This window comes from Pseudomonas sp. FW305-3-2-15-C-LB1 (assembly GCF_058787615.1).
In genome coordinates this window covers 191,224-215,350 of record NZ_JBYSZX010000006.1, presented here as the reverse complement: position 1 = coordinate 215,350, position 24,127 = coordinate 191,224, and the positions used below count along the sequence as shown (strand labels likewise).

General features: G+C 61.0%; 25 protein-coding genes. 7 read left to right on the top strand and 18 right to left on the bottom strand.

The window, feature by feature from the left end; translation table 11 throughout:
- Positions 1–70 precede the first annotated feature (70 nt).
- Genes AC3WP7_RS14445 through AC3WP7_RS14435 form a run of 3 tightly spaced genes read left to right on the top strand, consistent with a single transcriptional unit; the run spans position 71 to position 3,096 of the window.
- Positions 71–1,435 carry an MFS transporter gene (locus AC3WP7_RS14445; RefSeq protein ID WP_102591773.1) on the top strand — a complete coding sequence of 455 codons (1,365 nt, stop codon included), beginning with the start codon at positions 71–73 and terminating at the stop codon, positions 1,433–1,435.
- Positions 1,436–1,481: 46 nt separating this feature from the next.
- Positions 1,482–2,612: an MFS transporter gene (locus AC3WP7_RS14440; protein ID WP_071491916.1), complete on the top strand. Its 1,131-nt coding sequence runs from the start codon at positions 1,482–1,484 to the stop codon at positions 2,610–2,612.
- Positions 2,613–2,628: 16 nt separating this feature from the next.
- A complete protein-coding gene (locus AC3WP7_RS14435) occupies positions 2,629–3,096 on the top strand; it encodes an MEKHLA domain-containing protein (RefSeq protein ID WP_231999507.1) in 468 nt (155 codons plus the stop codon).
- On the opposite strand, the gene AC3WP7_RS14430 is transcribed toward AC3WP7_RS14435, so the two are convergent.
- Entirely contained in the window at positions 3,093–3,614 is a 522-nt protein-coding gene (locus AC3WP7_RS14430) for a DUF3087 family protein (RefSeq protein WP_093512786.1), read from the bottom strand. The two genes, AC3WP7_RS14435 and AC3WP7_RS14430, sit on opposite strands and share 4 nt — an antisense overlap.
- 113 nt (positions 3,615–3,727) lie before the next feature.
- Here AC3WP7_RS14430 and AC3WP7_RS14425 point away from each other — a divergent pair, with 113 nt between their 5' ends.
- Entirely contained in the window at positions 3,728–3,904 is a 177-nt protein-coding gene (locus AC3WP7_RS14425) for a hypothetical protein (RefSeq protein ID WP_170856076.1), read from the top strand.
- A gap of 14 nt (positions 3,905–3,918) precedes the next feature.
- Complete coding sequence (locus AC3WP7_RS14420; RefSeq protein ID WP_083351478.1) at positions 3,919–4,119, top strand: DUF6021 family protein; 201 nt, start codon at positions 3,919–3,921, stop codon at positions 4,117–4,119.
- 21 nt (positions 4,120–4,140) lie between these two features.
- Here AC3WP7_RS14420 and AC3WP7_RS14415 read toward each other — a convergent pair whose 3' ends face one another.
- The 4 genes from AC3WP7_RS14415 to AC3WP7_RS14400 form a co-directional block, all read right to left on the bottom strand.
- Positions 4,141–4,650: a flavin reductase family protein gene (locus tag AC3WP7_RS14415; RefSeq protein ID WP_092245038.1), complete on the bottom strand. Its 510-nt coding sequence runs from the start codon at positions 4,648–4,650 to the stop codon at positions 4,141–4,143.
- Between the two features lie 70 nt (positions 4,651–4,720).
- Positions 4,721–5,755 (bottom strand): methionine synthase, encoded by a 1,035-nt coding sequence (locus AC3WP7_RS14410; RefSeq protein ID WP_092245041.1) that lies wholly within the window; start codon positions 5,753–5,755, stop codon positions 4,721–4,723.
- Positions 5,756–5,782: 27 nt separating this feature from the next.
- Positions 5,783–6,766: a DUF1852 domain-containing protein gene (locus AC3WP7_RS14405; protein WP_092245044.1), complete on the bottom strand. Its 984-nt coding sequence runs from the start codon at positions 6,764–6,766 to the stop codon at positions 5,783–5,785.
- 214 nt (positions 6,767–6,980) lie between these two features.
- Complete coding sequence (locus tag AC3WP7_RS14400) at positions 6,981–7,217, bottom strand: DUF6555 family protein (RefSeq protein WP_058425027.1); 237 nt, start codon at positions 7,215–7,217, stop codon at positions 6,981–6,983.
- A 120-nt stretch (positions 7,218–7,337) separates the two neighbouring features.
- Between AC3WP7_RS14400 and AC3WP7_RS14395 the strand changes: the two genes are divergently transcribed.
- Together AC3WP7_RS14395 and AC3WP7_RS14390 are read left to right on the top strand one after the other, a co-directional pair.
- Complete coding sequence (locus AC3WP7_RS14395; RefSeq protein ID WP_102591774.1) at positions 7,338–8,171, top strand: arylamine N-acetyltransferase family protein; 834 nt, start codon at positions 7,338–7,340, stop codon at positions 8,169–8,171.
- Positions 8,172–8,297: 126 nt separating this feature from the next.
- Positions 8,298–9,050: an outer membrane beta-barrel protein gene (locus AC3WP7_RS14390; protein WP_092245050.1), complete on the top strand. Its 753-nt coding sequence runs from the start codon at positions 8,298–8,300 to the stop codon at positions 9,048–9,050.
- A 354-nt stretch (positions 9,051–9,404) separates the two neighbouring features.
- Here AC3WP7_RS14390 and AC3WP7_RS14385 read toward each other — a convergent pair whose 3' ends face one another.
- From AC3WP7_RS14385 to nuoC, 13 genes are all read right to left on the bottom strand, one after another.
- Complete coding sequence (locus AC3WP7_RS14385) at positions 9,405–9,719, bottom strand: helix-turn-helix domain-containing protein (protein ID WP_071491908.1); 315 nt, start codon at positions 9,717–9,719, stop codon at positions 9,405–9,407.
- Positions 9,709–10,059 carry a type II toxin-antitoxin system RelE/ParE family toxin gene (locus AC3WP7_RS14380; RefSeq protein ID WP_092245053.1) on the bottom strand — a complete coding sequence of 117 codons (351 nt, stop codon included), beginning with the start codon at positions 10,057–10,059 and terminating at the stop codon, positions 9,709–9,711. The genes AC3WP7_RS14385 and AC3WP7_RS14380 overlap by 11 nt, the downstream gene beginning before the upstream one ends.
- A 239-nt stretch (positions 10,060–10,298) precedes the next feature.
- Positions 10,299–11,762: an NADH-quinone oxidoreductase subunit NuoN gene (nuoN, locus tag AC3WP7_RS14375; RefSeq protein WP_058425023.1), complete on the bottom strand. Its 1,464-nt coding sequence runs from the start codon at positions 11,760–11,762 to the stop codon at positions 10,299–10,301.
- 7 nt (positions 11,763–11,769) lie between these two features.
- Complete coding sequence (nuoM, locus tag AC3WP7_RS14370; RefSeq protein ID WP_010209575.1) at positions 11,770–13,302, bottom strand: NADH-quinone oxidoreductase subunit M; 1,533 nt, start codon at positions 13,300–13,302, stop codon at positions 11,770–11,772.
- Between the two features lie 49 nt (positions 13,303–13,351).
- Positions 13,352–15,205, bottom strand: a complete 1,854-nt coding sequence (nuoL, locus tag AC3WP7_RS14365; RefSeq protein ID WP_071491906.1) for an NADH-quinone oxidoreductase subunit L — start codon at positions 15,203–15,205, stop codon at positions 13,352–13,354.
- A complete protein-coding gene (gene nuoK, locus AC3WP7_RS14360) occupies positions 15,202–15,510 on the bottom strand; it encodes an NADH-quinone oxidoreductase subunit NuoK (RefSeq protein WP_003174727.1) in 309 nt (102 codons plus the stop codon). The genes nuoL and nuoK overlap by 4 nt, the downstream gene beginning before the upstream one ends.
- A gap of 2 nt (positions 15,511–15,512) precedes the next feature.
- Entirely contained in the window at positions 15,513–16,016 is a 504-nt protein-coding gene (nuoJ, locus tag AC3WP7_RS14355; RefSeq protein WP_016974048.1) for an NADH-quinone oxidoreductase subunit J, read from the bottom strand.
- A 9-nt stretch (positions 16,017–16,025) separates the two neighbouring features.
- Positions 16,026–16,574: an NADH-quinone oxidoreductase subunit NuoI gene (nuoI, locus tag AC3WP7_RS14350; protein ID WP_003174725.1), complete on the bottom strand. Its 549-nt coding sequence runs from the start codon at positions 16,572–16,574 to the stop codon at positions 16,026–16,028.
- Between the two features lie 11 nt (positions 16,575–16,585).
- On the bottom strand, positions 16,586–17,593 hold the full coding sequence (nuoH, locus tag AC3WP7_RS14345; protein WP_071491905.1) for an NADH-quinone oxidoreductase subunit NuoH: 1,008 nt from the start codon (positions 17,591–17,593) through the stop codon (positions 16,586–16,588).
- Positions 17,590–20,304 (bottom strand): NADH-quinone oxidoreductase subunit NuoG, encoded by a 2,715-nt coding sequence (gene nuoG / locus AC3WP7_RS14340; protein ID WP_102591775.1) that lies wholly within the window; start codon positions 20,302–20,304, stop codon positions 17,590–17,592. Before nuoG ends, nuoH begins: the two co-directional genes overlap by 4 nt.
- Before the next feature lie 135 nt (positions 20,305–20,439).
- A complete protein-coding gene (gene nuoF / locus AC3WP7_RS14335; protein ID WP_025858970.1) occupies positions 20,440–21,795 on the bottom strand; it encodes an NADH-quinone oxidoreductase subunit NuoF in 1,356 nt (451 codons plus the stop codon).
- The gene (gene nuoE, locus AC3WP7_RS14330; RefSeq protein ID WP_003174721.1) at positions 21,792–22,289 is read right to left on the bottom strand and encodes an NADH-quinone oxidoreductase subunit NuoE; all 498 of its coding nucleotides are present in this window, start codon (positions 22,287–22,289) and stop codon (positions 21,792–21,794) included. Before nuoE ends, nuoF begins: the two co-directional genes overlap by 4 nt.
- 2 nt (positions 22,290–22,291) lie before the next feature.
- Positions 22,292–24,076, bottom strand: coding sequence for an NADH-quinone oxidoreductase subunit C/D (gene nuoC / locus AC3WP7_RS14325; RefSeq protein ID WP_092488806.1), 1,785 nt, complete (start codon positions 24,074–24,076; stop codon positions 22,292–22,294).
- Between the last annotated feature and the right edge of the window lie 51 nt (positions 24,077–24,127).

Here is a 24,127-nt window from a genome sequence, read left to right as displayed (position 1 = left end):
CCAATCGGCCACTGAATAAATTCGCGGCTGCCATTAATCTAACCGCCTTAGTCACCTGCGCGGATTGTTCATGTCTTCTGTTGCCGATGGGTTGCCCCTCGATAAACGCCTGCCGGCCGTGATTGCGATCTCCCTGGGGATCGGCATGGCGACCCTGGACACGGCCATCGTCAACACGGCGTTGCCGACCCTGGCCGAGGGGATCGGCACCGATTCCGCTTCGGTGATCTGGGTGGTCAATGCCTACCAGTTGGCGATCATCGCCACGGTGCTGCCGTTTGCTTCGCTCAGCGATGTGCTGGGGCATCGCCGGGTGTACCTCGGCGGGTTGTTGCTGTTTATTGTGTCGTCGCTGTTTTGCGGGTTGGCCGGCTCGCTGCTCACCCTGACTGCCGCGCGAGTGGCGCAAGGGCTTGGGGCGGCGGCGATCATGAGCGTGAACACGGCGTTGCTGCGGCATATCTACCCGTCAAAAATGCTCGGGCGCGGGCTGGGCTATAACTCGTTGGTGGTGGGGTTGGCCTTTACCCTTGGGCCGACGGCTGCATCGGCGATTCTGTCGGTGGCGACCTGGCATTGGTTGTACCTGATCAACGTGCCGCTGGGGTTACTGGCCTTGGGGTTGGGCGTGCGCTCGTTGCCGACCCTGCCGATGACCGGGCATGCCTTCGACCGTCTTGCCGCCGTACTGTGCGCCGGGCTGTTCGCCCTGCTGGTGCTGGGCCTGGGCACGGCGGTGCACGGTGCCCAGGGTGCGCTGACGCTGGGTGTGATTGCGGTGGCACTGGTCTGCGGCGTGCTGCTGTTGCGGCACCAGGCCGGGCACCCGGCACCGATGCTGGCGCTCGACCTGTTCAAGCGCCCGGTGTTTGCCTTGTCTTCCTTGACGGCCGTGTGTGCCTTCAGCGCCCAGGGCCTGGCCTTTGTGTCGCTGCCGTTTTTGTTGCAGGCGGTGCTCGGCCATAGCCAGGTGGAAACCGGTTTCCTGATGACGCCATGGCCGGCGGTGGTGGCGGTGATGGCGCTGGTTGCGGGGCGTCTGGCGGACCGTGTGTCCCTGGGCGTGCTGTGCGGCATCGGCTTGTTGATGCTCAGCGTGGGGATGGCTGCGTTGGCCACCCTGGGCAGTGGCGCCTCGGCATTTGATATCGGCTGGCGCATGGCGCTGTGCGGGGCCGGGTTCGGTTTTTTCCAGTCACCCAACCTCAAGGCGTTGATGACCAGCGCACCGCTGGCGCGCAGTGGCGGGGCGAGCGGCATCGTGGCGATTTCACGCCTGTTGGGCCAGACGCTGGGCGCATCGCTGGTAGCGTTGTGTTTCCACCTGTCCGTGGGCAGCGGCCCGCATTATGCGCTGTGGCTGGGCTGCGGGTTTGCACTGGTGGGCGCGGTGGCCAGTGGTCTGCGTTTGTTGCCCTATGGGAAAAAGGGCTGATTAACGCTACCGTGGCGACCTGAATATTTCGGGATGTTTCAGATTTATGTCCAGCCTGGCCCTCCGCACCGCTGATACCCACTCCCGCCGCGCCGCTTTGACCCTGGCTTTATGCCTGCCCAGTGACGTGTTGCTCTACCTGTTGCTGCCCATGGAATCCCAGGCGTTCGGCATCACCCTGGCCCAGGCCGGGGTGTTGCTGGCCGCCAACCGCCTGGTGCGGATTTTCGGCTACCGGCATGTGCTCAATTTCTACGCACGCAACGGCGACCGCCTGACCTGCATGATCGCCGCCGGCGCCGCAGCGTTGTGTGCGGTGGGCAACTCAATGTTGTCCGGGTTTGCCGCATTGCTCTGCCTGCGCCTGGTGTGGGGCTTGTGCTTTGCAGCGTTGAACCTGTCGACCCAAGTGCTGGCCACGTCGGAACCTGCCGGCGCCGCACGCCGCGCCGGGCGCTCGCGGGCGTTGATCGCCCTGGGGCCGATGCTGGCGCTGCCCCTGGGCGGCTGGCTGACGCTGTGGGCCGGGCCGCGTCCGATCTTTCTGATTCTGGCCGGGTGTTGCCTGGTGGGCTTGTGGATGGCGCGCGGTTTGCCTACGGTCGGGCATGATTTGCACAGCACCCCGGGCCGACGCTTCAAATGGCCGGACAGTGTGGCAGTGTGGTCGTTTATCGAGGGCGTGGCGCTGGACGGGCTGTTTATCTTCGGCCTGTCGCTCCAGGCGCAGAAGCTGCTGGGCGGGGATGCGGTGCTGATCGCCGGCGGCCTGATGGCGTTGCGTTATGTCTCGGAAATGCTCCTGAGCCCTTTGGGCGGTCGAGCGGCCCAGCGGTTTGGCGCCACCTCGATGCTGTTGCTGTTTTCGTTCCTGAGTGCCCTGGCCCTGACGGCGTTCGGCAGTTACTGGGTGATTGTCGGCGCGGCGGCGGTACTGGTGTTGCGCGCACTGCAACTGCCGCTGGTGACTACCCTGGTGGCGGAGCGCAATCCCGGGTCGATGCGCGTGTCGGCCCTGGCCTCGAATGCCGTGTGGCGCGATATCGGCGCCGGCCTCGGCCCCTTGCTCGCCGGCCTGCTGCTGCCGATCGCCTCGGCGCCGTGGGTGTTTGGCCTGGCCGGTGCAGCCATCGCCGTCAGCGCGGTGTTCTGCTGGCGGGCAAAAAATTCCAACTGATGATGTGAGGTTGTACGTGTCCTCTCAAGAAAGCTTCGTAGACGTGCTGGACAAGGCCTATCGACACTGGACCGGCCAGGGACTGCCGGCCCCGGCACACCTGGACGCACAACAGCGCCTGGCCTGGCTGCACCGCGACGCACCCTACAGCCTGCTGGCCCATGACGGCGGCGCAGATCCGCGATTTACGTATGTGAATGAATGCGCCCTGCAGTGCTTCAAATACCCGCGCGAGAGCTTTATCGGCATGCCCTCACGCTTCAGCGCTTCGGCCCTCGACCGCGATGCGCGCCAGCTGCTGCTGGAGCAAGTCACCGCCAACGGCATCGCCGAGGGCTACAGCGGTTGGCGGGTGGATGCGCACAACCAGCCGTTCATGATTCATGCCGGGGTGGTATGGACCTTGCTCGATGACGCCGGCCAGCCGTGCGGCCAGGCGGCGCTGTTTTGGCCCGACGAGCAGCGCATCGGCGAGTTGGCTTAAGCGGTTTTCAAGGCTGCCAGCCAGGCGGGGTCGAGACGGGTTTGTTCGGTGTCGATCCCCAGCGCCTGCATCCTGGCCTTGTGCGCCTCGACCTCAGCCACCAACTGCACCTGGGCGCTGGAGTTGGCCTCCAGCTCATGCATCTGCGTCAAGCCCAAGTGGTAGAAGCGCAGCACCTTGATCGCCGCCGGGTCATTGGCCTGCACCCGCTCGATGACCTTGTGCATCACATTGGTCACGCTCATCAGGCTGCGCTTGAGCTGCCAGCCATACACCGCCGGCGCGAGCCACCCCTGGGTCCAGAACGGGCCACGGATCAGGGCCATGGTGATCAGCACCCCGGCGAACACACCGCCGACATTGAAGCGGAAATTGTCACCGCCGGGCTCACCAAACAGCATCACCGCCAGGCTCGACAGCAGCATCGCCAGGGCGACGAACAACACGGCCACGATCAGCGTGCTGCGCCGGGTCTGTTGACGGAAGGTGACAGGGTCGCAGGGTTTGAGCTCGAACATCCGGGGCATTTCTCCAGAAGGGGCCGGCATCATCTCACGCTTGGGCAAACAAGTTGAACGATGCTGCACGGCGGTTTCTCTAAATTGATGTAGACCCTTTGAGGTGAGCCATCATGCCCGAATACAAGCAACCACCGCCCGGTACCCCGAACCCTGACCGCACACCCGGAGAGGAAGAGCGCGACAACGATGCGTTGCGCCCCAACGACCCGGCGGAGCGTCAGGAAGACGACGTGGAGCGCGTCGAGGAAGACCTTGAACGCCTCCATGACAAGGCTCGCCCACTTTAAATGAGGAGAACGCCGTGAGTGACACATCGAAAGGCCCGGCTTCGGGCGAGCATTCCAGTGTTCAGGATGAACTGGGGTTTGATCCGGATTCACCGGATGTATCGGATCCGCAGGTAGACCCGATTGGCCCGGCTATCGCGCCGTTGGATAAGAAAAATACCGACAAGGACGAGCGCAAACCACCTTACGATCCGCTGGGAGATTTGAAGACTTGATCCGGCCACGGTCCTTGCGGCTCATTCTTGCCGACACGCATCGTGCGTGGCGAGGTCGCGATACTGTCCTTTGAAGTACAGCAATGGCCGCGAAGCAGTCGCTTCAGGCGGGTTCATGGCTTTCACTTCGCCGATCACGATCAGGTGATCCCCCGCGACGTGTTCGGCGTGAATTTCGCAATCCAGCCAGTGCAGGCTGCCGGCAATGAGCGGATTGCCCAGTGGTGATGCCTGCCACTCTACGCCGTGCCACTTGTCTGTGCCTCGCCGAGCGAACTGGTTGGAAATCCTGACCTGCTCGCCGGACAGGATATTGACGGCAAACCGGCCGGCCTGGCGCATCCTCGGATAGCTGGCTGAATTGGACATGACGCTGAATGACACCAGTGGCGGGCTCATCGACACGCTGTAGAACGACTGGCAAGTGAAGCCGATCGGCTCGCCGTCAACGTGGGAGGTAATCACTGTGATCCCGGACGCGTAGTGCCCGAGGGCTTCTCGAAAGCGCGAGGGCTCGATGGGAGGTGACATGGGCGGTCCTGAATGGGGTGACGTGCGAATGCGCCAGGCAAGGCCTGACATCGTCAGGCCTTGCGCATTCTCAGTACGGGTTCGAGAGTTCGTTTCGGACAATCGCTGCGCCGGCACTCAACGCATTCAGCTTGCCCCTGGCGATGTGACGAGGCAGCGGCGCCATGCCACAGTTCGTGCAAGGGTAGAGCTTGTCGGCATCGACAAACTGCAGTGCTTTTCTCAAGGTGTTGGCGACTTCCTCGGGTGTTTCAATGGTGTGGCTGGCCACGTCGATGGCGCCGACCATCACTTTTTTGCCGCGGATAAGTTCAATCAGCTCCATGGGCACATGGGAGTTGTGACACTCCAGCGAGACGATATCGATACTGGATTGCTGCAGCTTGGGGAAGGCTTCTTCATATTGACGCCACTCTGATCCCAGCGTCTTTTTCCAGTCAGTATTGGCTTTGATGCCGTAGCCGTAGCAAATATGCACGGCGGTTTCGCATTTGAGGCCTTCAATGGCCCTTTCCAGGGTGGCCACGCCCCAGTCGTTCACCTCATCAAAGAACACGTTGAAGGCGGGCTCGTCGAATTGGATGATATCCACCCCGGCGGCTTCTAATTCAAGGGCTTCCTGGTTGAGGATTTTGGCGAATTCCCAGGCGAGCTTTTCACGACTCTTGTAATGGTTGTCATACAGCGTGTCGATCATCGTCATGGGGCCAGGCAGCGCCCACTTGATGGGTTGACTGGTTTGCTGGCGCAAGAACTTGGCGTCTTCGACAAACACGGGTTTCTGGCGGGAAACAGCCCCTACGACCGTTGGCACGCTTGCGTCATAACGATCACGGATTCGCACGGTCTCGCGTTTCTCGAAATCAACACCGCTGAGGTGTTCAATAAACGTCGTCACAAAGTGTTGGCGCGTCTGTTCACCATCACTGACGATATCAATGCCCGCGTGCTGTTGTTCCTGCAGGGACAGGCGCAAGGCGTCGTGTTTGCCCTCGGTCAATGCCTCATCCTGCAGTTTCCAGGGTGACCACAGTGTTTCAGGTTGAGCCAGCCAGGAAGGTTTAGGCAAACTGCCGGCGGTCGAAGTAGGTAACAACTTTTTCATCAGGGATGACCTTGTAGTATTAATGCGTCAAAGCGCGCAGTGGGCGGACCACTGTTGAAGAACAGCCTGGTAGGGTTTGATAAAGTGCTCTTCAACAAATTTTCCCTGTTCAATCGCCAGGCGGCTGCGTTCTTCTCGATCGTAGACAATCAACGTCAGTGAGTAATCCTGGTGCTTCAAGCTGGGTCGGTAGAATTTGCCGGCGGCAGAATTGGCATTGTAAATCTCGGGCCGGTAAATCTTCTGGAAAGTGTCCATGGTGCTGATGGTGCTGATGAGTTCAAGATTGCTGTAATCCGCCAGCAAATCACCGGAAAAATAAAAGGCCAGCGGCGCAACACTGTTTGAAGGCATGAAGTAGCGAACCTTCAAACCCATTTTATTGAAGTACTCATCCGTCAAGGAGTAGGCGTCCTGTTGGTATTCAAAGCCCAATACAGGATGCTGGTTTTCTGTCCGATGATAGGTCCTGGTGTTCGAAACGCTCAGGCAGATCACCGGCGGCTTCTTGAAGTTTTCTTTGTACGTGTCTGAGTTGACGAAGTGCTTGAACAGTTTTCCATGCAAGTCGCCAAAGTTCTCGGGTGTGCTGAACTCGGTCTGATTCTTGTTGTGTGCTGACAAGGCAACGCTGAAATCGTAGTCGCGAACGTAGGAGGAAAAGTTGTTGCCGACAATACCCTCAATGCGTTCATGGGTGTGTTGATCGACAATCGTCGTTTTCAATATTTCAATCAGCGGGATGGCGTTGCCACGCTGTTCAGGGGCAATGTCCATTTCAACCGAGACGATATCAAGTTCCACTCTGTAGCGATCACCCTTGGGGTTATCCCACTGCGCCAACGCATTGAAACGATTGTTGATCATCCTCAATGTATTGCGCAGATTCTCCTGGCGACTTTTGCCCCTGGCCAAGTTGGCAAAGTTGGTGGTGATGCGCGTGTTTTTCGAGGGCTGATAATGTTCGTCGAAACGCAGGGTTTTGAGGGTAAAGGCAAACTCGCTGTTCATTGTGGCCTGACATCCTGATTTCCGGAATACACCTGATGGGTTGTTCAGGTGCCAGATTGATTTCTAGAATCAATAATTAGGATGTAGTTTAGGCAGCGCATGGGTCGAGTGAAATTGAATTGATTTCACTGAAGCGTTAGCCCTGTTCATGATGGGCAAATGGTCAACTGCAGAGGGTGTTAAAAGCCCCACCTTGTACGATGGGGCTGTGCACTTACTTGGGTGCGATCCACGTGACATCCGTAATCCCAAACTTCTCCGCCCAGGGCCGGGTGGTTTTCTTGACCTGCTCATGCCCCACGCGCCCCACGCGACTGACATGGGCAATATCGGCATCCACCGCCGCCCAGTGCCAGGCCTCGGCGTTGTTCATCACTTCAGCACGCACCACAAAGGTTTTCGGTTGACCGTGCAGCTGATAATTGATCGTGTAGATTTTTGCGGTACTCATGTTGCCTCCCTGTGTTGTTATAGATGGATAGGGCAGCGTTCAAAAAGGTTCATTCAAAATGACAATCTGCAGGTTGGCGCGGCATAGTGATGCCTTCTTCCTGTGCCCAAGGATCGCGCCATGCCTCTGCTGACCCATAGCCGTCTCTACCTGCAACGCTTGGGTTATGACACGCCGCCGGCGCCCACCCTGCAAACCTTGCAGGCCCTGCAACTGCGCCACGTGTACAGCTTTGCCTTCGAGAACCTATCGAGCCTGATACGCCTGCCGGTGCCGATCGACCTGCCCAGTGTCGAACAAAAAGTGCTGTTGGACGGGCGGGGCGGCTATTGCTATGAGCTGAACCAGATGTTCCTGGCCTTGCTGCAGGAACTCGGCTTCGAGGCGCGTGGCATCACCGGCCGGGTGGTGATGGGCGGGGCGCCGGATGCACGCACGGCGCGTACTCATCGTTTGAGCCTGGTGACCCTGGACGGCGTGCGCTACATCACCGATGTCGGCTTTGGCGGCATGGTGCCCAGCAGCCCGTTGCAACTGGACACCGAAGTGGTGCAGGCCACGGCCCATGAACCGTATCGCCTGACTTTCGACGGGCAGGGCAGTTACAGCTTGTGGGCACAAGTGGCCGAGGAGTGGCGTGGGCTGTATGTGTTCGACCTGCAAGTACAGGCGGATATCGATTACGAAATCGGCAACTGGTACGTCTCCACCCACCCGGATTCGGTATTCGTGGGCCAACTGAAAGTCGCACGCCTGGCACCGGGCAAGCGCCATACCCTGAACAACACCCACTATGCGATCCACTCCCCGGACCGGCCGAGCGAAAAACGCACGCTTGGCAGTGCCGATGAGGTGGTGCAGGTGCTGACTGAAACTTTCAGGATTCGCGTGCCGGACACGGCAACGCTTCGGCAAACCCTGGATGGCCTGGTCCTGGCTGCCTCCCGGGAATAGTGAGATAGAGCCTCGCTGAACCGTTTTATCTCCAAATCCACGCAAATTAATTCGAACCTTTGGCGCATGCCGGGGTTCGAACCGTTTCCTGAATAATTTGCTCACCAGACAAGGAGATGTAAAACGATGTCCAAGCTATTCGGAAAACTCTTCAAGGGTTCCTCGCTGCTGGCGCTGGTCGCTGCGCCTGCCGTGGTGTTCGCCGCACCGTCCACCGACCCGATCTCCACCTTCGGGATCCTGGGCAGCTACAACGACTTCAAATTCGAAGGCGGCAGCCAGAGCGACAAGGGCCACATGCCTGAGGCGGGCCTGTTCTACAACTTCGGCAACAAGCTCACCGCCGAATCCGGCTTTATCTACCAGGCCGGTATCGAAGCCAAATACGGCGAAAAGAGCGATAACAAACTCAAGGAAGGCCAGGCAGACCTGGATCTCGGCTGGCGCGCCGCGCTGGATGCGCGCAACTTTGTCGACGTGATCGTTGGCGGTGGCTACAGCTGGACCCGCTACGAGCCAGAGATCAACGACCTCGACGTGAAGCTCACCAACAAATCGCCGTTCGCCAAGGCGGCCCTGGGCTATAACCACCAGTTCGATGACATGACCCTGCGTCTCGAAGCCGGCGCCCGTCGCACCATCGACGGTCGTACCAAGCTCAAGGTGGAAGATTTCGGCAGCGACACCGTGGACCTCAAGGACCGCACCAACCCCTACGCCGAAGTCAGCCTGTTGATGAATCAGAAGGGTGACCTGCCGGTGGTCGCGGGCTTGTACTACACCCGCACCGAGTACAAACTCGACGGTAACTCTGAAGTAGCTGACAACACCAAACTCAAGCGAGATGAGTACGGGTTCAAGGTCGGTATCGCGTTCTAAGTGCATCGCCCGGACGTGGGCGGCCAACGCCCACGTTCAACTGTCCCCGCCAGCCCCCCTTTGTGTCCGCCAAAACCCTCAACGCAGTCGCGTCGCTGCCTTAGTGTGGAACCTGCTTTCCATATCCTGAGAAGAGAGGGTGGCCATGCCCCGCATCGCCTACCAGACCCTGGCCTGGGCGATTTTCACCTCGGCGCGTTGGGCGTGGCCACTCGCATCCGCTCGCAGAACCGCACCCCGTATCACCTGCGCGAACGCTAGTGGACCGCCAGGACTGGGGGTGGCTGCGCATAACATGCTCGGCGGCCCATAGTGCTGAATGAAAAAGCTCCGAACCTGTCGGGGCTTTGTTGATCAACCCAATGCAGCGAGTTGCGCAACGGTTTCCGGGAAACGTGCCACCAGGCGAATCAGGGTGGCGGCCTGGGCATTTGGCTTGGCCCGACCTTGTTCCCAGTTTTCCAGGGTGCGGGTGTTGGTGCGCAGGTACATGGCGAACACCGACCGGGAGAGGTTGAGTTGTTGACGCACGGCCACCACCTCCTCGGCGGTAAGCGGCTCCAGTTGATTGAGATGAACCTTATGGGTTCGCAGGGTGACTTTGCCCTGGCGTTCGTTTGCCAGGGCGTCGAAGCCTTCGACCAGTTCGGAAAAGATTTCACGTTTCATGATGTGTTCTCGCTTTGATTTCCCTGTCCAGCATGTGTTTTAGGGCTTTTTTGTGCTGTGGTGTCAGGTCATCCTGTTCGTGCTTGCCGTACAGGGTGAACAGCCAGAATTGCGTGCCGCCCGACCACCAGTAGTAAATGACCCGCAGGCCACCGCGCTTGCCTTTGTTGCGTCGCTCGTCGATGAAGCGAACCTTGCGCAGTCCGCCTGTTCCCTCGATCACATCTCCTGCTTCCGGGTTCTTCATCAACTCTTGTTGAAAACCCTGGAAAAGCTCGTCACTCAGATAGTCCTTGCGATGCCGCTCGAAGGCCGGCAGTTCGATAAATAGAGCAGCCATGTTCTGTACGTAGCCTACGTAGAGTTTGGTGGCCCACCTGCTTATGGTCAAGTGACCTGGCTGTGGGAACTTTCCTAAAACTCAAACACCATACGGCGGGCTTCGGCGTGCATATGCCAGATGAGTAGGCGAGTGGAAGAGGAAATTTCCGTGAGTTGAAAAGGGTGTTTGAACCCATTGCCCAGAATGCAAAACGGCGCCCGAAGGCGCCGTTTTGTTGACTGCATCCCGCTAAGCGATCAAACGCCCAACACCGCGTGCTGCACCAGGGTGAGCAGCGGTTGTGGGTACACACCCAGGAAGAACGCGAGCAGGGCAATGGCCAGCAGCATTACACCGCCTGCCTTCTGTTCCCAGTGCAGTTCGGCATCCACACGGCGCAGGTTTGGCTCGATCAGGTACAGGGTGACCATCACGCGCAGGTAGTAGAACACGCCGATGGCGCTGCCCAGTACCAGGGAGGCAACCAACCACCACTCGTGCGCTTCGACGCCGGTGGCGACGATGTAGAACTTGCCGATGAAGCCCGCCGTGAGCGGAATACCGGCCAGGGACAGCATCATCACGGTCAGGACGGCGGTCAGGTACGGACGGCGCCAGAACAGGCCGCGGTACTCGTACAGGGCGTCGGCGTCACGGCCTTTGAACGGCGAGGACATCAGGGTGATCACGCCGAAAGCGCCGAGGCTGGTGATCACGTAGGTGACCAGGTACACACCCATGGCTTCCACGGCCAGGCCTTTGCTCGCCACCAGGGCGATCAGCAGGTAGCCGAAGTGAGCGATGGACGAGTAACCCAGCAGACGCTTGAGGTTGTTCTGGGTCAGGGCCAGCAGGTTACCGAACAGGATCGACGCGATGGCGATCACGGTCAGCACGTTGCTCAGCACGCCAGTGTTGGCAGCAGGCGAGATCTGGAACAGACGCACCATCACCGCAAACACCGCAACCTTCGACGCGGTCGCCAGGAACGCGGCCACCGGCGCCGGGGCGCCTTCGTACACGTCCGGGGTCCACAGGTGGAACGGCACCAGCGACAGCTTGAACGCCAGGCCGATCAGCATCATGGCCAGGCCCAGTTGGGCAATCGGCGCAGGCAGGCTGGTGGTGGCCAGGGCGTGGCCGATACCGGTGAAGCTCAGGCTGCCGGCTTCGGCGTAGAGCAGGGCCATGCCGAACAACAGGAACGCGGAACCGGCGGCGGACAGCACCATGTACTTGATGCCGGCTTCCAGCGAGCGCTTGTTGAAGAACGCGTAGGCCACCAGGCCGTAGGTCGGGATCGACAGCAGTTCCAGGCCGATGAACAGGCCGGCCAGGTGCTGTGCGCTGACCAGCACGATGCCACCGGCCGCGGCCAGCAGGATCAGCAGGTACAGCTCTTCCTTGTTGCCTGGGTAACCGGTGCCGCCTTCGCCCATGTAGGCGTGGGCGAGGGTGACGCAGGCCAGGGTCGCGACCAGGATCAGCGCGATATACAGCAGGGCGAAGTCATCCACCATCATCAAAGGCGTGACCGCCAATGGCGCGACCTTGAGGGCCGGGATGATCGACAGCAGGGCCAGGTTCAGACCGGCACAGGACAGCAGGAACGTTTGCGAGTGATTGCGGCGCCAGGCGATTGCCAGCATCACCACCACGATGGTGAGGCTGGTGATCAGCAGCGGCGCAAGCGCGATAAAGTGTTGGATCGTGAATTCCATAGCGCTCTTACCGGGCCGAAGCGAGTTGAGAGAAGGCGGTGCCGAACCACTGCTGCACGCCATGCATCGTTGCGGCAGAAGTGTCCAGGAACGGTTGCGGGTACACGCCGATATAGATCAGCAGTACCGCAAGGCCGAGCACCATGATCAGTTCGCGAGCATCCATCCCTTGCAGGACGGTGTCGGACTTGGCCGGGCCGAAGTAGGCGCGGTGGATCATGATCAGCGAGTAGACCGAACCGAACACCAGGCCGGAGGTAGCAATCGCACTGATCCACGGCGTTTGCACGAAGGCACCCATCAGGATCAGGAACTCGCCGATGAAGTTACCGGTGCCCGGCAAGCCCAGGGACGCGGCGGCGAAGAACAGGCTGATCGCCGGCAGGTAGGCGATGCGCGACCACACGCCACCCATTTCACGCATGTCACGGGTGTGCAGGCGCTCGTACAGCTGGCCACTCAGGATAAACAGGGCAGCGGCCGAGACACCGTGGGCCAGCATCTGGATCACCGCGCCCTGCAGCGCCAGTTGGCTGCCGGAGTAGATGCCGATCAGTACGAAGCCCATGTGGGAAACGGACGAGAAGGCAATCAGACGCTTGATGTCGGTTTGCGCGAACGCCAGGAACGCACCGTAGAAGATCCCGATCAGACCCAGGGTCATGGCGATCGGCGCGAACTCGGCCGAGGCATTCGGGAACAGCGGCAGAGCGAAACGCAGCAGGCCGTAGGCCGCAGTCTTCAGCAGGATACCGGCCAGGTCCACGGAACCGGCAGTCGGCGCCTGGGCGTGCGCATCAGGCAGCCAGGAGTGGAACGGCACCACCGGCAGCTTCACCGCGAAGGCGATGAAGAAGCCCAGCATCAGGATGTACTCGGTGGTCAGGGACATCTTGGTCTTCAACAGGTCGGCGTAGTTGAAGGTAATCACGCCGGTGTTATTGAAGTTGACCAGTACCAGGCCCAGGATCGCCACCAACATGATCAGGCCGGAAGCCTGGGTGAAGATGAAGAACTTGGTCGCCGCGTAGATCCGGGTTTTCTTGCCGTCCGAAGAACTGTGACCCCAGAGCGCGATGAGGAAGTACATCGGCACCAGCATCATTTCCCAGAAGAAGAAGAACATGAACAGGTCGAGGGCGAGGAACACGCCGACGACACCGCCCAGGATCCACATCAGGTTCAGGTGGAAGAAACCCACGTGACGCTGGATCTCTTTCCAGGAGCAGAGTACCGAGAGGATACCCAGCAGGCCGGTCAGCAGGATCATCAACAGCGACAGGCCGTCCAGGGCCAGGTGCACGTTGATGCCGAAGCGCTGGATCCACACGTGCTTGAATTCAAGCGCGAAGGTCGGATCGACACCCGGTGCCGGAGCAAATGAATAGTCGCCATGGGCCCACAGCCAGAGGCCGAGCGCGAGTTCCAGGGACATGGTCAGCAACGCAATCCAGCGGGGGAGGGTGGCGCCGAAGCGTTCACCCATCCAGCAGAGCAGGCCGCCGATGAAGGGGATCAGGATTAGCCAGGGCAGAATCATGACAGGCTCGTTTCCTTTCGCAAGTTCGCAAAGATCGCAATGTTCATAGTCATATCGCTACCACGACGATGGCGCCGATTACCAGCACGGCACCGGCCGCCATGGAGGCTGCATACCAGCGCAGTTGGCCAGTCTCGCTGCGGCTCAGGGCGGTGTGACCGGCCTTGGCGGCACGCGGGATCAGACCGATGGTCTGGTCGAGCGGGTCCTTGCGCAGAATGTGGCTGATGGCGAGGTAAGGCTTGACGAACAGTTTGTCGTAGATCCAGTCGAAGCCCCAGGCGGCGAACCACCAGGCCGACAGGAAGCGGCCGATGCCACTGTTGGCGACGGCCGTCACGAAGCGACGCTTGCCGAGGAACAGCAGGGCCGCCAGCAGGATACCGGCAATGGCGATGGCGCCCGAGGCGATTTCCAGGCTGTGCTGGGCTTCGCCGCCGGCATGGCCGACGCTTTGCGGCAGTACACCGTGCAGAGGCGGGGTGATCATGGCGCCGACGAAGGTCGACAGGATGATCAGTACCGACAATGGCAACCAGTGCGAGATGCCGTGGCCTGCGTGAGCTTCGGTCTTGGCTTCACCGTGGAAGGTGATGAAGATCAGGCGGAAGGTGTACAGCGAGGTCATGAACGCACCCACCAGGCCTGCGTACAGCAGGTTCTGGTTGCCGCTGGCGAAGGCTTCCCAGAGGATTTCATCCTTCGAGTAGAAACCGGCGGTCACCAGCGGCAGGGCGGCCAGGGCGGCACCACCGACGATGAAGCTGGCATAGGCCAGTGGCAGTTTCTTCCACAGGCCGCCCATCTTGAAGATGTTCTGCTCGTGGTGGCAGGCCACGATCACCGCACCGGAAGCGAGGAACAGCAAGGCCTTGAAGAAGGCGTGGGTCATCAGGTGGAAGATCGCCGCGTCCCAGGCGCCAACGCCCAGGGCCAGGAACATGTAGCCGATCTGGCTCATGGTCGAGTAGGCAAGGATGCGCTTGATGTCGGTCTGTACCAGGGCAGCGAAGCCAGCCAGGACCAGGGTCACGCCACCAACGATGCCGACCAGATGCAGGATGTCCGGCGCCAGGGTGAACAGGCCGTGGGTACGGGCGATCAGGTAGACGCCGGCGGTTACCATGGTGGCGGCGTGGATCAGTGCGGAAACCGGGGTAGGGCCGGCCATCGCGTCCGCCAGCCAGGTTTGCAGGGGCAGTTGCGCGGATTTACCCACGGCGCCGCCGAGCAGCATCAGGGTGGCCAAGGTGATCCAGAAGTCGCCAACCTGGAATTTCTGCGGTGCCAGCACCAGCAGTTCCTGGATGTTCAGCGTGCCCACTTGCTGGAACAGGATGAACAGGCCGATGGCCATGAACACGTCGCCGATGCGGGTGACGATAAAGGCCTTGAGTGCTGCGTTACCGTTGTTGCGGTTGCTGTAGTAGAAACCGATCAACAGGTACGAGCACAGGCCCACGCCTTCCCAGCCGAAGTACAGGAACAACAGGTTATCGCCGAGCACCAGGAACAGCATGCTGGCGATAAACAGGTTGGTGTACGAGAAGAAGCGCGAGTAACCGGCTTCACCGCGCATGTACCAGGACGCGAACAGGTGGATCAGGAAGCCCACGCCGACCACCACGCCGAGCATGGTGATCGACAGGCCGTCGACGTAGAGGGCGAAGTTGGGCTTGAAGCCCTCCACCGACATCCACTGCCACAGCACCAGGGTGTAGTGACCGCCTTCCGGCGGCGCCACGTTGAATTGCCAGATGACGTAGGCGGCAACGATCGCCGACAGGCCAATGGAACCCACGCCCACCAGGGCAGACAGGTTTTCCGACCAGCGTCCACGGGAGAACGACAGCAGCAGGAAACCGATCAGGGGAAATACGAAAGTCAGAAAGATCATGTTCATCCGCGCATCTCACTGGCAGCGTCGATATCAAGCGTGTGGAAGCGACGATACAGTTGCAGCAGGATCGCCAGGCCAATGCTGGCCTCGGCGGCTGCCAGGCTGATCACCAGGATGAACATGACTTGTCCATCCGGCTGGCCCCAACGTGCACCCGCAACGATGAACGCCAGTGCCGCGGCGTTCATCATGATTTCCAGGCTCATCAACACGAACAGAATGTTACGGCGGACCATCAGGCCGACCAGGCCAAGGCAGAACAGGATGCCGGCGACCGCCAGACCATGCTCCAAAGGGATAGCAGGCATCGTCATTGCTCCTTGGCTTCGTTGCGGCCCAAGTGGAAGGCGGTGACGGCTGCAGCGAGCAGCAGCATCGACGCCAGTTCGACCACCAGCAGGTACGGGCCGAACAGGCTGATGCCCACGGCTTTTGCATCCACGGTGGTGTGGCCGATGGCCTGGCCGCTCTGGTGAGCGAACAGCACATACAGCAGTTCACCCAGCAGCAGCGCTGCCAGGACAACCGGGCCGAGCCAGATGCCGGGCTTGAGCCAGACGCGTTCCTGGGCGACCGAAGCCGGCCCCAGGTTGAGCATCATCACCACAAACACGAACAGCACCATGATGGCGCCGGCGTAGGCGATCACTTCCAGCACACCGGCGAACGGCGCACCGAGGCTGAAGAAGGTCATGGCCACGGCGATCAGCGAAATGATCAGGTAGAGCAGGGCGTGCACGGGGTTGGTGTTGGTGATCACGCGAAGCGTGGACACAACCGCGATACCCGATGCGAAATAGAAAGCGAATTCCATCTTTCTTCCTTAAGGCAGCAAGCTCTTCACGTTGATCGGCTCGGCTTCGTTTTGTGCGGCGCCTTTCGGCTTACCGGCAACGGCCATACCTGCAACACGATAGAAGTTGTAATCAGGGTTTTTACCGGGACCAGAGATCAACAGATCTTCTTTCTCGTACACCAGGTCCTGACGTTTGAACTCGGCCATCTCGAAATCCGGTGTGAGCTGGATCGCGGTGGTCGGGCAAGCTTCCTCGCAGAGGCCGCAGAAAATGCAGCGCGAGAAATTGATGCGGAAGAAGTCCGGGTACCAGCGACCGTCTTCGGTTTCAGCTTTCTGCAGGGAGATGCAACCCACCGGGCACGCCACGGCGCACAGGTTGCAGGCTACGCAACGCTCTTCGCCATCGGGGTCGCGGGTCAGTACGATGCGGCCGCGATAGCGCGGCGGCAGGTATACCGCTTCTTCCGGGTATTGCAGGGTGTCGCGTTTGCGAAAGCCGTGACCGAACACCATCACCAGGCTTCGCAACTGGGTACCGGTACCCTTAACGATGTCGCCAATATATTTGAACATGGGTCAAATCCTCACTGAACCGCAGCCGCTGGCGTGTGCATCAGCACCACGGCAGCAGTCACCAGCAAATTGATCAGGGTCAGCGGCAGGCAGAAGCGCCAGCTGAAATCCATCACCTGGTCATATCGTGGACGCGGAATGGAAGCGCGCAGCAGGATAAACAACATGATGAAGAACGCGGTCTTCAGGAAGAACCAGAAGAACGCCAACTGCGGCAGGATGCCGAACGGTCCGTGCCAGCCGCCGAAGAACAGCGTGACCAGCAGGGCCGAGATCAGGATGATGCCGATGTATTCACCGACGAAGAACATGCCCCACTTCATGCCGGCGTATTCGATGTGGTAACCGTCGGCCAGTTCCTGTTCCGCTTCCGGCTGGTCGAACGGGTGACGGTGAGTCACGGCGACGCCAGCGATGAAGAAGGTACAGAAGCCGAAGAACTGCGGAATGATGAACCACAGATTCTGTGCCTGGTACTCGACGATGTCGCGCATGTTGAACGAGCCGACCTGCACCACGATGCCCATCAGCGCCAGGCCCATGAACACTTCGTAGGACACGGTCTGGGCCGAGGCCCGCAAGCTGCCCAGCAGGGCGAACTTGTTGTTGCTCGACCAGCCGGCGAACAGTACCGCGTAGACCGACAGTCCGGCCATGGCGAAGAAGAACAGCAAGCCGATGTTCAGGTCCGCCACGCCCCAGGTCGGGGTGATCGGGATGATCGCGAAGGCGATCAGCAAGGCGCTCATGGCCACGACCGGTGCCAGGGTGAAGATCACCTTGTCGGCAAACGGCGGGGTCCAGTCTTCCTTGAAGAACATTTTCAACATGTCGGCGGCGATCTGGAACATGCCGAACGGGCCAACGCGGTTCGGACCGTAGCGGTCCTGCCACCAGCCCAGCAGGCGACGTTCGACGAAGCTGAGCAGGGCGCCCGCGACGACCACGGCCAACAGGATCACGATGGCCTTGACGACCGAGATGATCACGTCGATCACTTCAGGGGTGAACCAGGTCATTGCGCTGCCTCCTGCAGACCGTCAACGGTTTTGCCAAAGATCGCAGGCGGAATACCGGCGAGGCCTTTTGGCAGTGCAACCAGGCCTGCACCCAACTCATCGTTGATGCGCAGCGGCAGACGCAGGGTCTGGCCGGCCACGTTCAGGCTGAGCAGGGCACCGTCGTTGACGCCCAGGCGGTCGGCTTCGGACTTGGCCAGGGATACGTAGGCTTCAGGAATGCGGCTTTGCACCGGCGCGGCCTTGGAAGAGTTCTCTTCGCTGCCGAACAGGTGGAAGAACGGCACAACCTGCCAGGTGCCCTGGGCCGGGTTGAACGGACGCGGTACGGCGGCGAACCAGTTCAGCGCATCACCGGTGCTTTCGATCAGGCGGGTGCCAGGGTCGCCAGCGCGGAGGTGACCACCGACTTCGTCCTGGAACTTGTTCCAGGCCTGCGGCGAGTTCCAGCCCGGTGACCAGGCGAATGGCACCTGCTGACGCGGCTCGACCGAACCCGAGTAGCCTTCCATGGAGAAGGCGAACGCGGTGTCGTTGTCTTGCGGGGTACGCGGTTCGTGCACGCTGATGTCGGCGCGCATCGCGGTACGACCGGAATAACGCAGCGGTTCACGGGCCAGTTTCAAGCCCTTGATGCGGAACGAAGCGGACGGTGCCGCGTCGACAATCCGCGCCAGTTGCGGGGCGCTGGCAGCGGTGGCTGCGGTGACGTGGTCGAGCTGGGTCCAGTCGATCGGCTGGTTCAGCAGGGTCGCGCGCAGGGCATGCAGCCAGCGCCAGCCTTCGTGAACCAGGATGCTGGCGTCCATGTACTTCGGATCGAACACCTGGAAGAAGCGCTGGGCACGGCCTTCCTGGCTGACCAGGGTGCCGTCGCCTTCGGCGAAGGTGGCGGCCGGCAGTACCAGGTGGGCGCGGTCGCTGGTGGCGGTCTTCTGGTGATCGGCAACGATCAGCACTTTGGCCGCGTTCAGTGCCGCGTCGACCTTGGCGGCGTCGGTGCGGGTGTACAAGTCGTTTTCCAGTACCACGATGGCGTCGGCGTTGCCGTCGGTCACCGCCTGCAGGGCAGCGTCCAGGGACTCGCCACCGAGCATGGCCAGGCCGAGGCTGTTGGCTTCCGGCACCACCAGGCTGATGGAACCGTTCTTTTCGCGCAGCTTCAGGGCCTTGGCGATGTTGGCAGCGGCTTCGATCAGCGCCTTGGAACCCAACGAGGTGCCAGCAATGATCAATGGGCGCTTGGCCGCCAGCAGGGCGTCGGCGATGCGCTGGGCCAGTTCGACGGCTTCAGTGTCCAGGCCTTCGACGGCAGGCGCGCTGGCGTCCAGGGCGTGGGCCACGGCGAAACCGAGGCGGGCCAGGTCGTCCGGTGCTGCGTGCACACATTCTTCGGCGATGTCGTCGAGCTTGGTTTCAGCGATGCTCGCAATAAACAACGGGTTCAGCGCGTGCTGGCCGATGTTCTTCACTGCGGCGTCGAGCCACGGCTGTACGCGCATGGCGTCGGCCATGTCTTCGGCCTTGCCCTTGACCGACTGGCGCAGCGACAGGGCGATGCGGGCGGCGGTCTGGGTCAGGTCTTCACCGAGCACGAAGATCGCGTCGTGGTCTTCGATGTCGCGCATGTTCGGTACGGGCAGCGGGCTGTCGTTCAGCACCTGCAGGACCAGGCGGATGCGCTCCAATTCACCGGCTTCGATACCGCTGTAGAAGTGCTCGGCGCCCACCAGCTCGCGCAACGCGAAGTTGCTTTCGAGGCTGGCGCGGGGCGAACCGATACCGACGATGTTGCGGCCGCGCAGCAGGTCGGCAGCTTTATCCAGCGCGTCGTCCAGGCTCAGCTTGGCGCCGTCGGCCAGCAGTGGTTGGCGAGGGCGGTCTTCGCGGTTGACGTAGCCATAGCCGAAACGGCCACGGTCGCACAGGAAGTACTGGTTGACCGAACCGTTGAAGCGGTTTTCGATGCGACGCAATTCGCCGTAGCGCTCGCCCGGGGAGATGTTGCAACCGCTGGAGCAGCCATGGCAGATGCTCGGGGCGAACTGCATGTCCCACTTGCGGTTGTAGCGCTCGGAGTGCGTCTTGTCGGTGAACACACCGGTCGGGCAGACCTCGGTGAGGTTGCCGGAGAACTCGCTTTCGAGCACGCCGTCTTCAACACGACCGAAGTACACGTTGTCGTGGGCGCCGAATACGCCGAGGTCGGTGCCGCCGGCGTAGTCCTTATAGAAGCGCACGCAGCGATAGCAGGCGATGCAGCGGTTCATTTCGTGGGAAATGAACGGGCCGAGGTCCTGGTTCTGGTGGGTACGCTTGGTGAAGCGATAACGGCGCTCGTTGTGGCCGGTCATCACGGTCATGTCTTGCAGGTGGCAGTGACCGCCTTCCTCACAGACCGGGCAGTCGTGGGGGTGGTTGGTCATCAGCCATTCGACGACGCTGGCGCGGAACGCCTTGGATTCTTCATCGTCGATGGAGATCCAGGTGTTGTCGGTGGCTGGGGTCATGCAGGACATGACGATACGACCACGGGTGTCGTTCTCGTCGGTGTACTGCTTGACCGCACACTGGCGGCAGGCCCCGACGCTACCAAGCGCGGGGTGCCAGCAGAAATACGGGATATCGAGACCGAGCGACAGACAGGCCTGTAACAGGTTGTCTGCCCCATCGACTTCGAGCGCTTTGCCGTCTACGTGGATAGTGGCCATGGTTCAAAGTTCTTCGTTGGCCCGTTGTCAGCGGGCGTGGCTAATGGAATCTTGTTATTCATGGGCCTCAACACAGCCTCTACGGCGTCAGCCCATGAGAAAGCGAAGGGCACGGACCCTTCGCCTTTTAAAGCGTTACGCGCCGACTACGATCGGCCTTGCCAGAGGCGGGACGGCAGCGCTGGTAGGCGCGATGCCGGCTTCGAACTCCGAGCGGAAGTATTTGATTGCGCTGCCCAATGGCTCCACGGCGCCCGGTGCGTGAGCACAGAAGGTCTTGCCCGGGCCGAGGAAACCGACCAGGCCCAGCAGGGTTTCGATATCACCCTCGCGGCCTTCGCCGTTTTCCAGGGCCATCAGCAGCTTCACGCTCCATGGCAGACCGTCGCGGCATGGTGTGCAGAAGCCGCAGGACTCGCGGGCAAAGAACTGCTCCATGTTGCGCAGCAAGGAGACCATGTTCACGGTGTTGTCGACCGCCATCGCCAGGCCGGTACCCATCCGGGTGCCCACCTTGCCGATGCCGCCGGCGTACATTTGTGCGTCGAGGTGCTCGGGCAACAGGAAACCGGTACCGGCGCCGCCTGGCTGCCAGGCTTTCAAGGTGTAGCCGTCGCGCATGCCGCCGGCGTAGTCCTCGAACAGCTCGCGTGCGGTCACGCCGAACGGCAGCTCCCACAGGCCAGGGTTCTTGACCTTGCCGGAGAAGCCCATGAGCTTGGTGCCCATGTCCTCGCTGCCTTCGCGGGCCAACGATTTGTACCAGTCCACGCCGTCGGCGATGATCGCCGGCACGTTGCACAGGGTCTCGACGTTGTTCACGCAGGTCGGCTTGCCCCACACGCCCACGGCGGCAGGGAAGGGCGGCTTGGAGCGCGGGTTGGCGCGGCGACCTTCGAGGGAGTTGATCAGTGCGGTTTCTTCACCGCAGATGTAGCGCCCGGCGCCGGTGTGCACGAACAGTTCGAAGTCAAAACCCGAACCCAAGATGTTCTTGCCCAACAGGCCGGCGGCCTTGGCTTCTTCCACGGCACGGTTGAGGTGCTTGGCGGCGGTGGTGTACTCGCCACGCAGGAAGATGTAGCCCCGGTAGGTTTTCAGCGCGCGGGCGCTGATCAGCATGCCTTCGATGAGCAGATGGGGCAGTTGCTCCATCAGCATGCGGTCTTTCCAGGTGTTCGGCTCCATTTCATCCGCGTTGCACAGCAGGTAGCGGATGTTGATGGATTCGTCCTTGGGCATCAGGCCCCACTTCACGCCCGTGGGGAAGCCTGCACCGCCGCGGCCTTTGAGGCCAGCGTCTTTCACGGTCTGGACGATATCGTCCTGGGCCATGTCCGCGAAGGCTTTGCGCGCAGCCGCGTAGCCGTTCTTGGCCTGGTACTCGTCGAACCATACCGGTTCGGCATCGTCACGCAGGCGCCAGGTCAGCGGGTGGGTCTCGGGCGAACGCTTGATCAGGTTGGCCGGGCCGAAAGAAGTCAGGGTCATGGGTAGCCCTCGAGCAATTGGGTCACGCCAGCGGGCTGCACGTCACCGAATGTGTCGTCGTCGATCATCAACGCCGGCGCCTTGTCGCAGTTGCCCAGGCAGCACACCGGCAGCAGCGTGAAGCGGCCGTCCGGGGTGGTCTGGCCGAGGCCGATGCCCAGCTTGTTCTGGATCTCGCTGACCACCGATTCGTGGCCGCCGATGTAGCAGACCATGCTATCGCACACGCGAATGATGTGGCGGCCCACCGGCTGACGGAAGATCTGGCTGTAGAACGTGGCCACCCCTTCAACGTCGCTGGCAGGGATGCCGAGGATTTCGCCGATGGCGTAGAGGGCGCCGTCCGGCACCCAGCCTCGTTCCTTCTGGACGATCTTCAAGGCTTCGATCGACGCCGCGCGCGGGTCTTCGTAGTGATGCAGCTCGTGCTCGATGGCCGAGCGCTCGGTTTCACTCAAGGTGAAACGGTCTGTCTGGATAAGCGTGCTGTTCATGCTTAGCGGTCCACGTCGGCCATAACGAAATCGATACTACCCAGGTACGCAATCAAGTCCGCGACCATCTCGCCTTTGATCACCGAAGGGATCTGCTGCAAGTGGGCGAAGCTCGGGGTACGGATCCGGGTGCGGTAGCTCATGGTGCCGCCATCGCTCGTCAGGTAATAACTGTTGATACCCTTGGTCGCTTCGATCATCTGGAAGGACTCGTTGGCCGGCATGACCGGGCCCCACGAAACCTGCAGGAAGTGCGTGATCAGGGTTTCGATGTGCTGCAGCGTGCGCTCTTTCGGCGGCGGCGTGGTCAGCGGGTGATCCGCCTTGTACGGGCCGGCCGGCATGTTGCGCATGCATTGCTCGATGATCTTCAGGCTCTGGCGCATTTCTTCGACGCGCACGATGCAGCGGTCGTAGGCATCGCCATTGGCCGCCAGCGGGACTTCGAATTCGAAATTCTCATACCCGGAGTACGGACGTGCTTTACGCAGGTCGAAATCGCAGCCGGTGGAACGCAGGCCGGCACCGGTGACGCCCCATTCCAGGGCTTCCTTGGTGTTGTACTGCGCGACGCCGATGGTACGCCCCTTGAGGATGCTGTTATCCAGCGCGGCCTTTTGGTATTCGTCCAGGCGCTTGGGCATCCAGTCGATGAATTCCTTGACCAGGCGTTCCCAACCGTTCGGCAGGTCGTGGGCCACGCCGCCGATGCGGTACCAGGCCGGGTGCAGGCGGAAACCGGTGATGGCTTCGATGACCTTGTAGGCGCGCTGACGGTCGGTGAAGGTGAAGAACACCGGGGTCATGGCGCCGACGTCCTGGATATAGGTCCCCAGGAACAGCAGGTGGCTGGTGATCCGGAAGAACTCGGCCATCATGATGCGGATGGTGTCGACGCGGTCCGGCACCTTGATACCGGCCAGTTTCTCGACCGAGAGCACGTACGGCAGGTTGTTCATCACGCCGCCGAGGTAGTCGATACGGTCGGTGTACGGGATGAAGCTGTGCCACGACTGGCGCTCGGCCATTTTCTCGGCACCACGGTGGTGGTAGCCGATGTCCGGCACGCAGTCGACGATTTCTTCGCCGTCCAGTTGCAGGATGATACGGAAGGCGCCGTGGGCCGAAGGGTGGTTCGGGCCCAGGTTGAGGAACATGTAGTCCTCATTGGTGCCGGAGCGCTTCATGCCCCAGTCTTCCGGACGGAAGCGTGCAGCCTCCTCTTCAAGCTGTTGCTTGGCGAGGTTGAGGCTGAATGGGTCGAATTCGGTGGCGCGCGCAGGGAAGTCCTTGCGCAGCGGGTGACCTTCCCAGGTCGGCGGCATCATGATGCGCGTCAGGTGCGGGTGGCCCGGGAAGTCGATGCCGAACATGTCCCAGACTTCGCGTTCGTACCAGCTGGCGTTCGGCCAGATACCGGTCACGGTCGGCACGCTCAGGTCGCTCTCGGACAGGGCGACCTTGATCATCACGTCGCTGTTACGTTCGATCGACAGCAGGTGGTAGAACACGGTGAAATCGGCGCCGCTCGGCAGCCCCTGGCGCTTGGTGCGCAGACGCTCGTCCACACCGTGCAGGTCATAGAGCATGACGTACGGCTTGGGCAGGTTGCGCAGGAAGGTCAGGACTTCGACAAGCCTGGCACGCGCCACCCACAGCACCGGCATGCCGGTGCGTGTGGCCTGGGCGGTGAAGGCGTCAGGGCCAAAACGGTTATTGAGTTCGACGACCACATCCTGGTCGTCTGCCTTATAAGGCGGGATGTACAGAGCACTGCCTGTAGTCATGGTTTTTTATCGCTTTCGGTCAACGTAAAGAATGAAGCCAGGTGTTCGTTC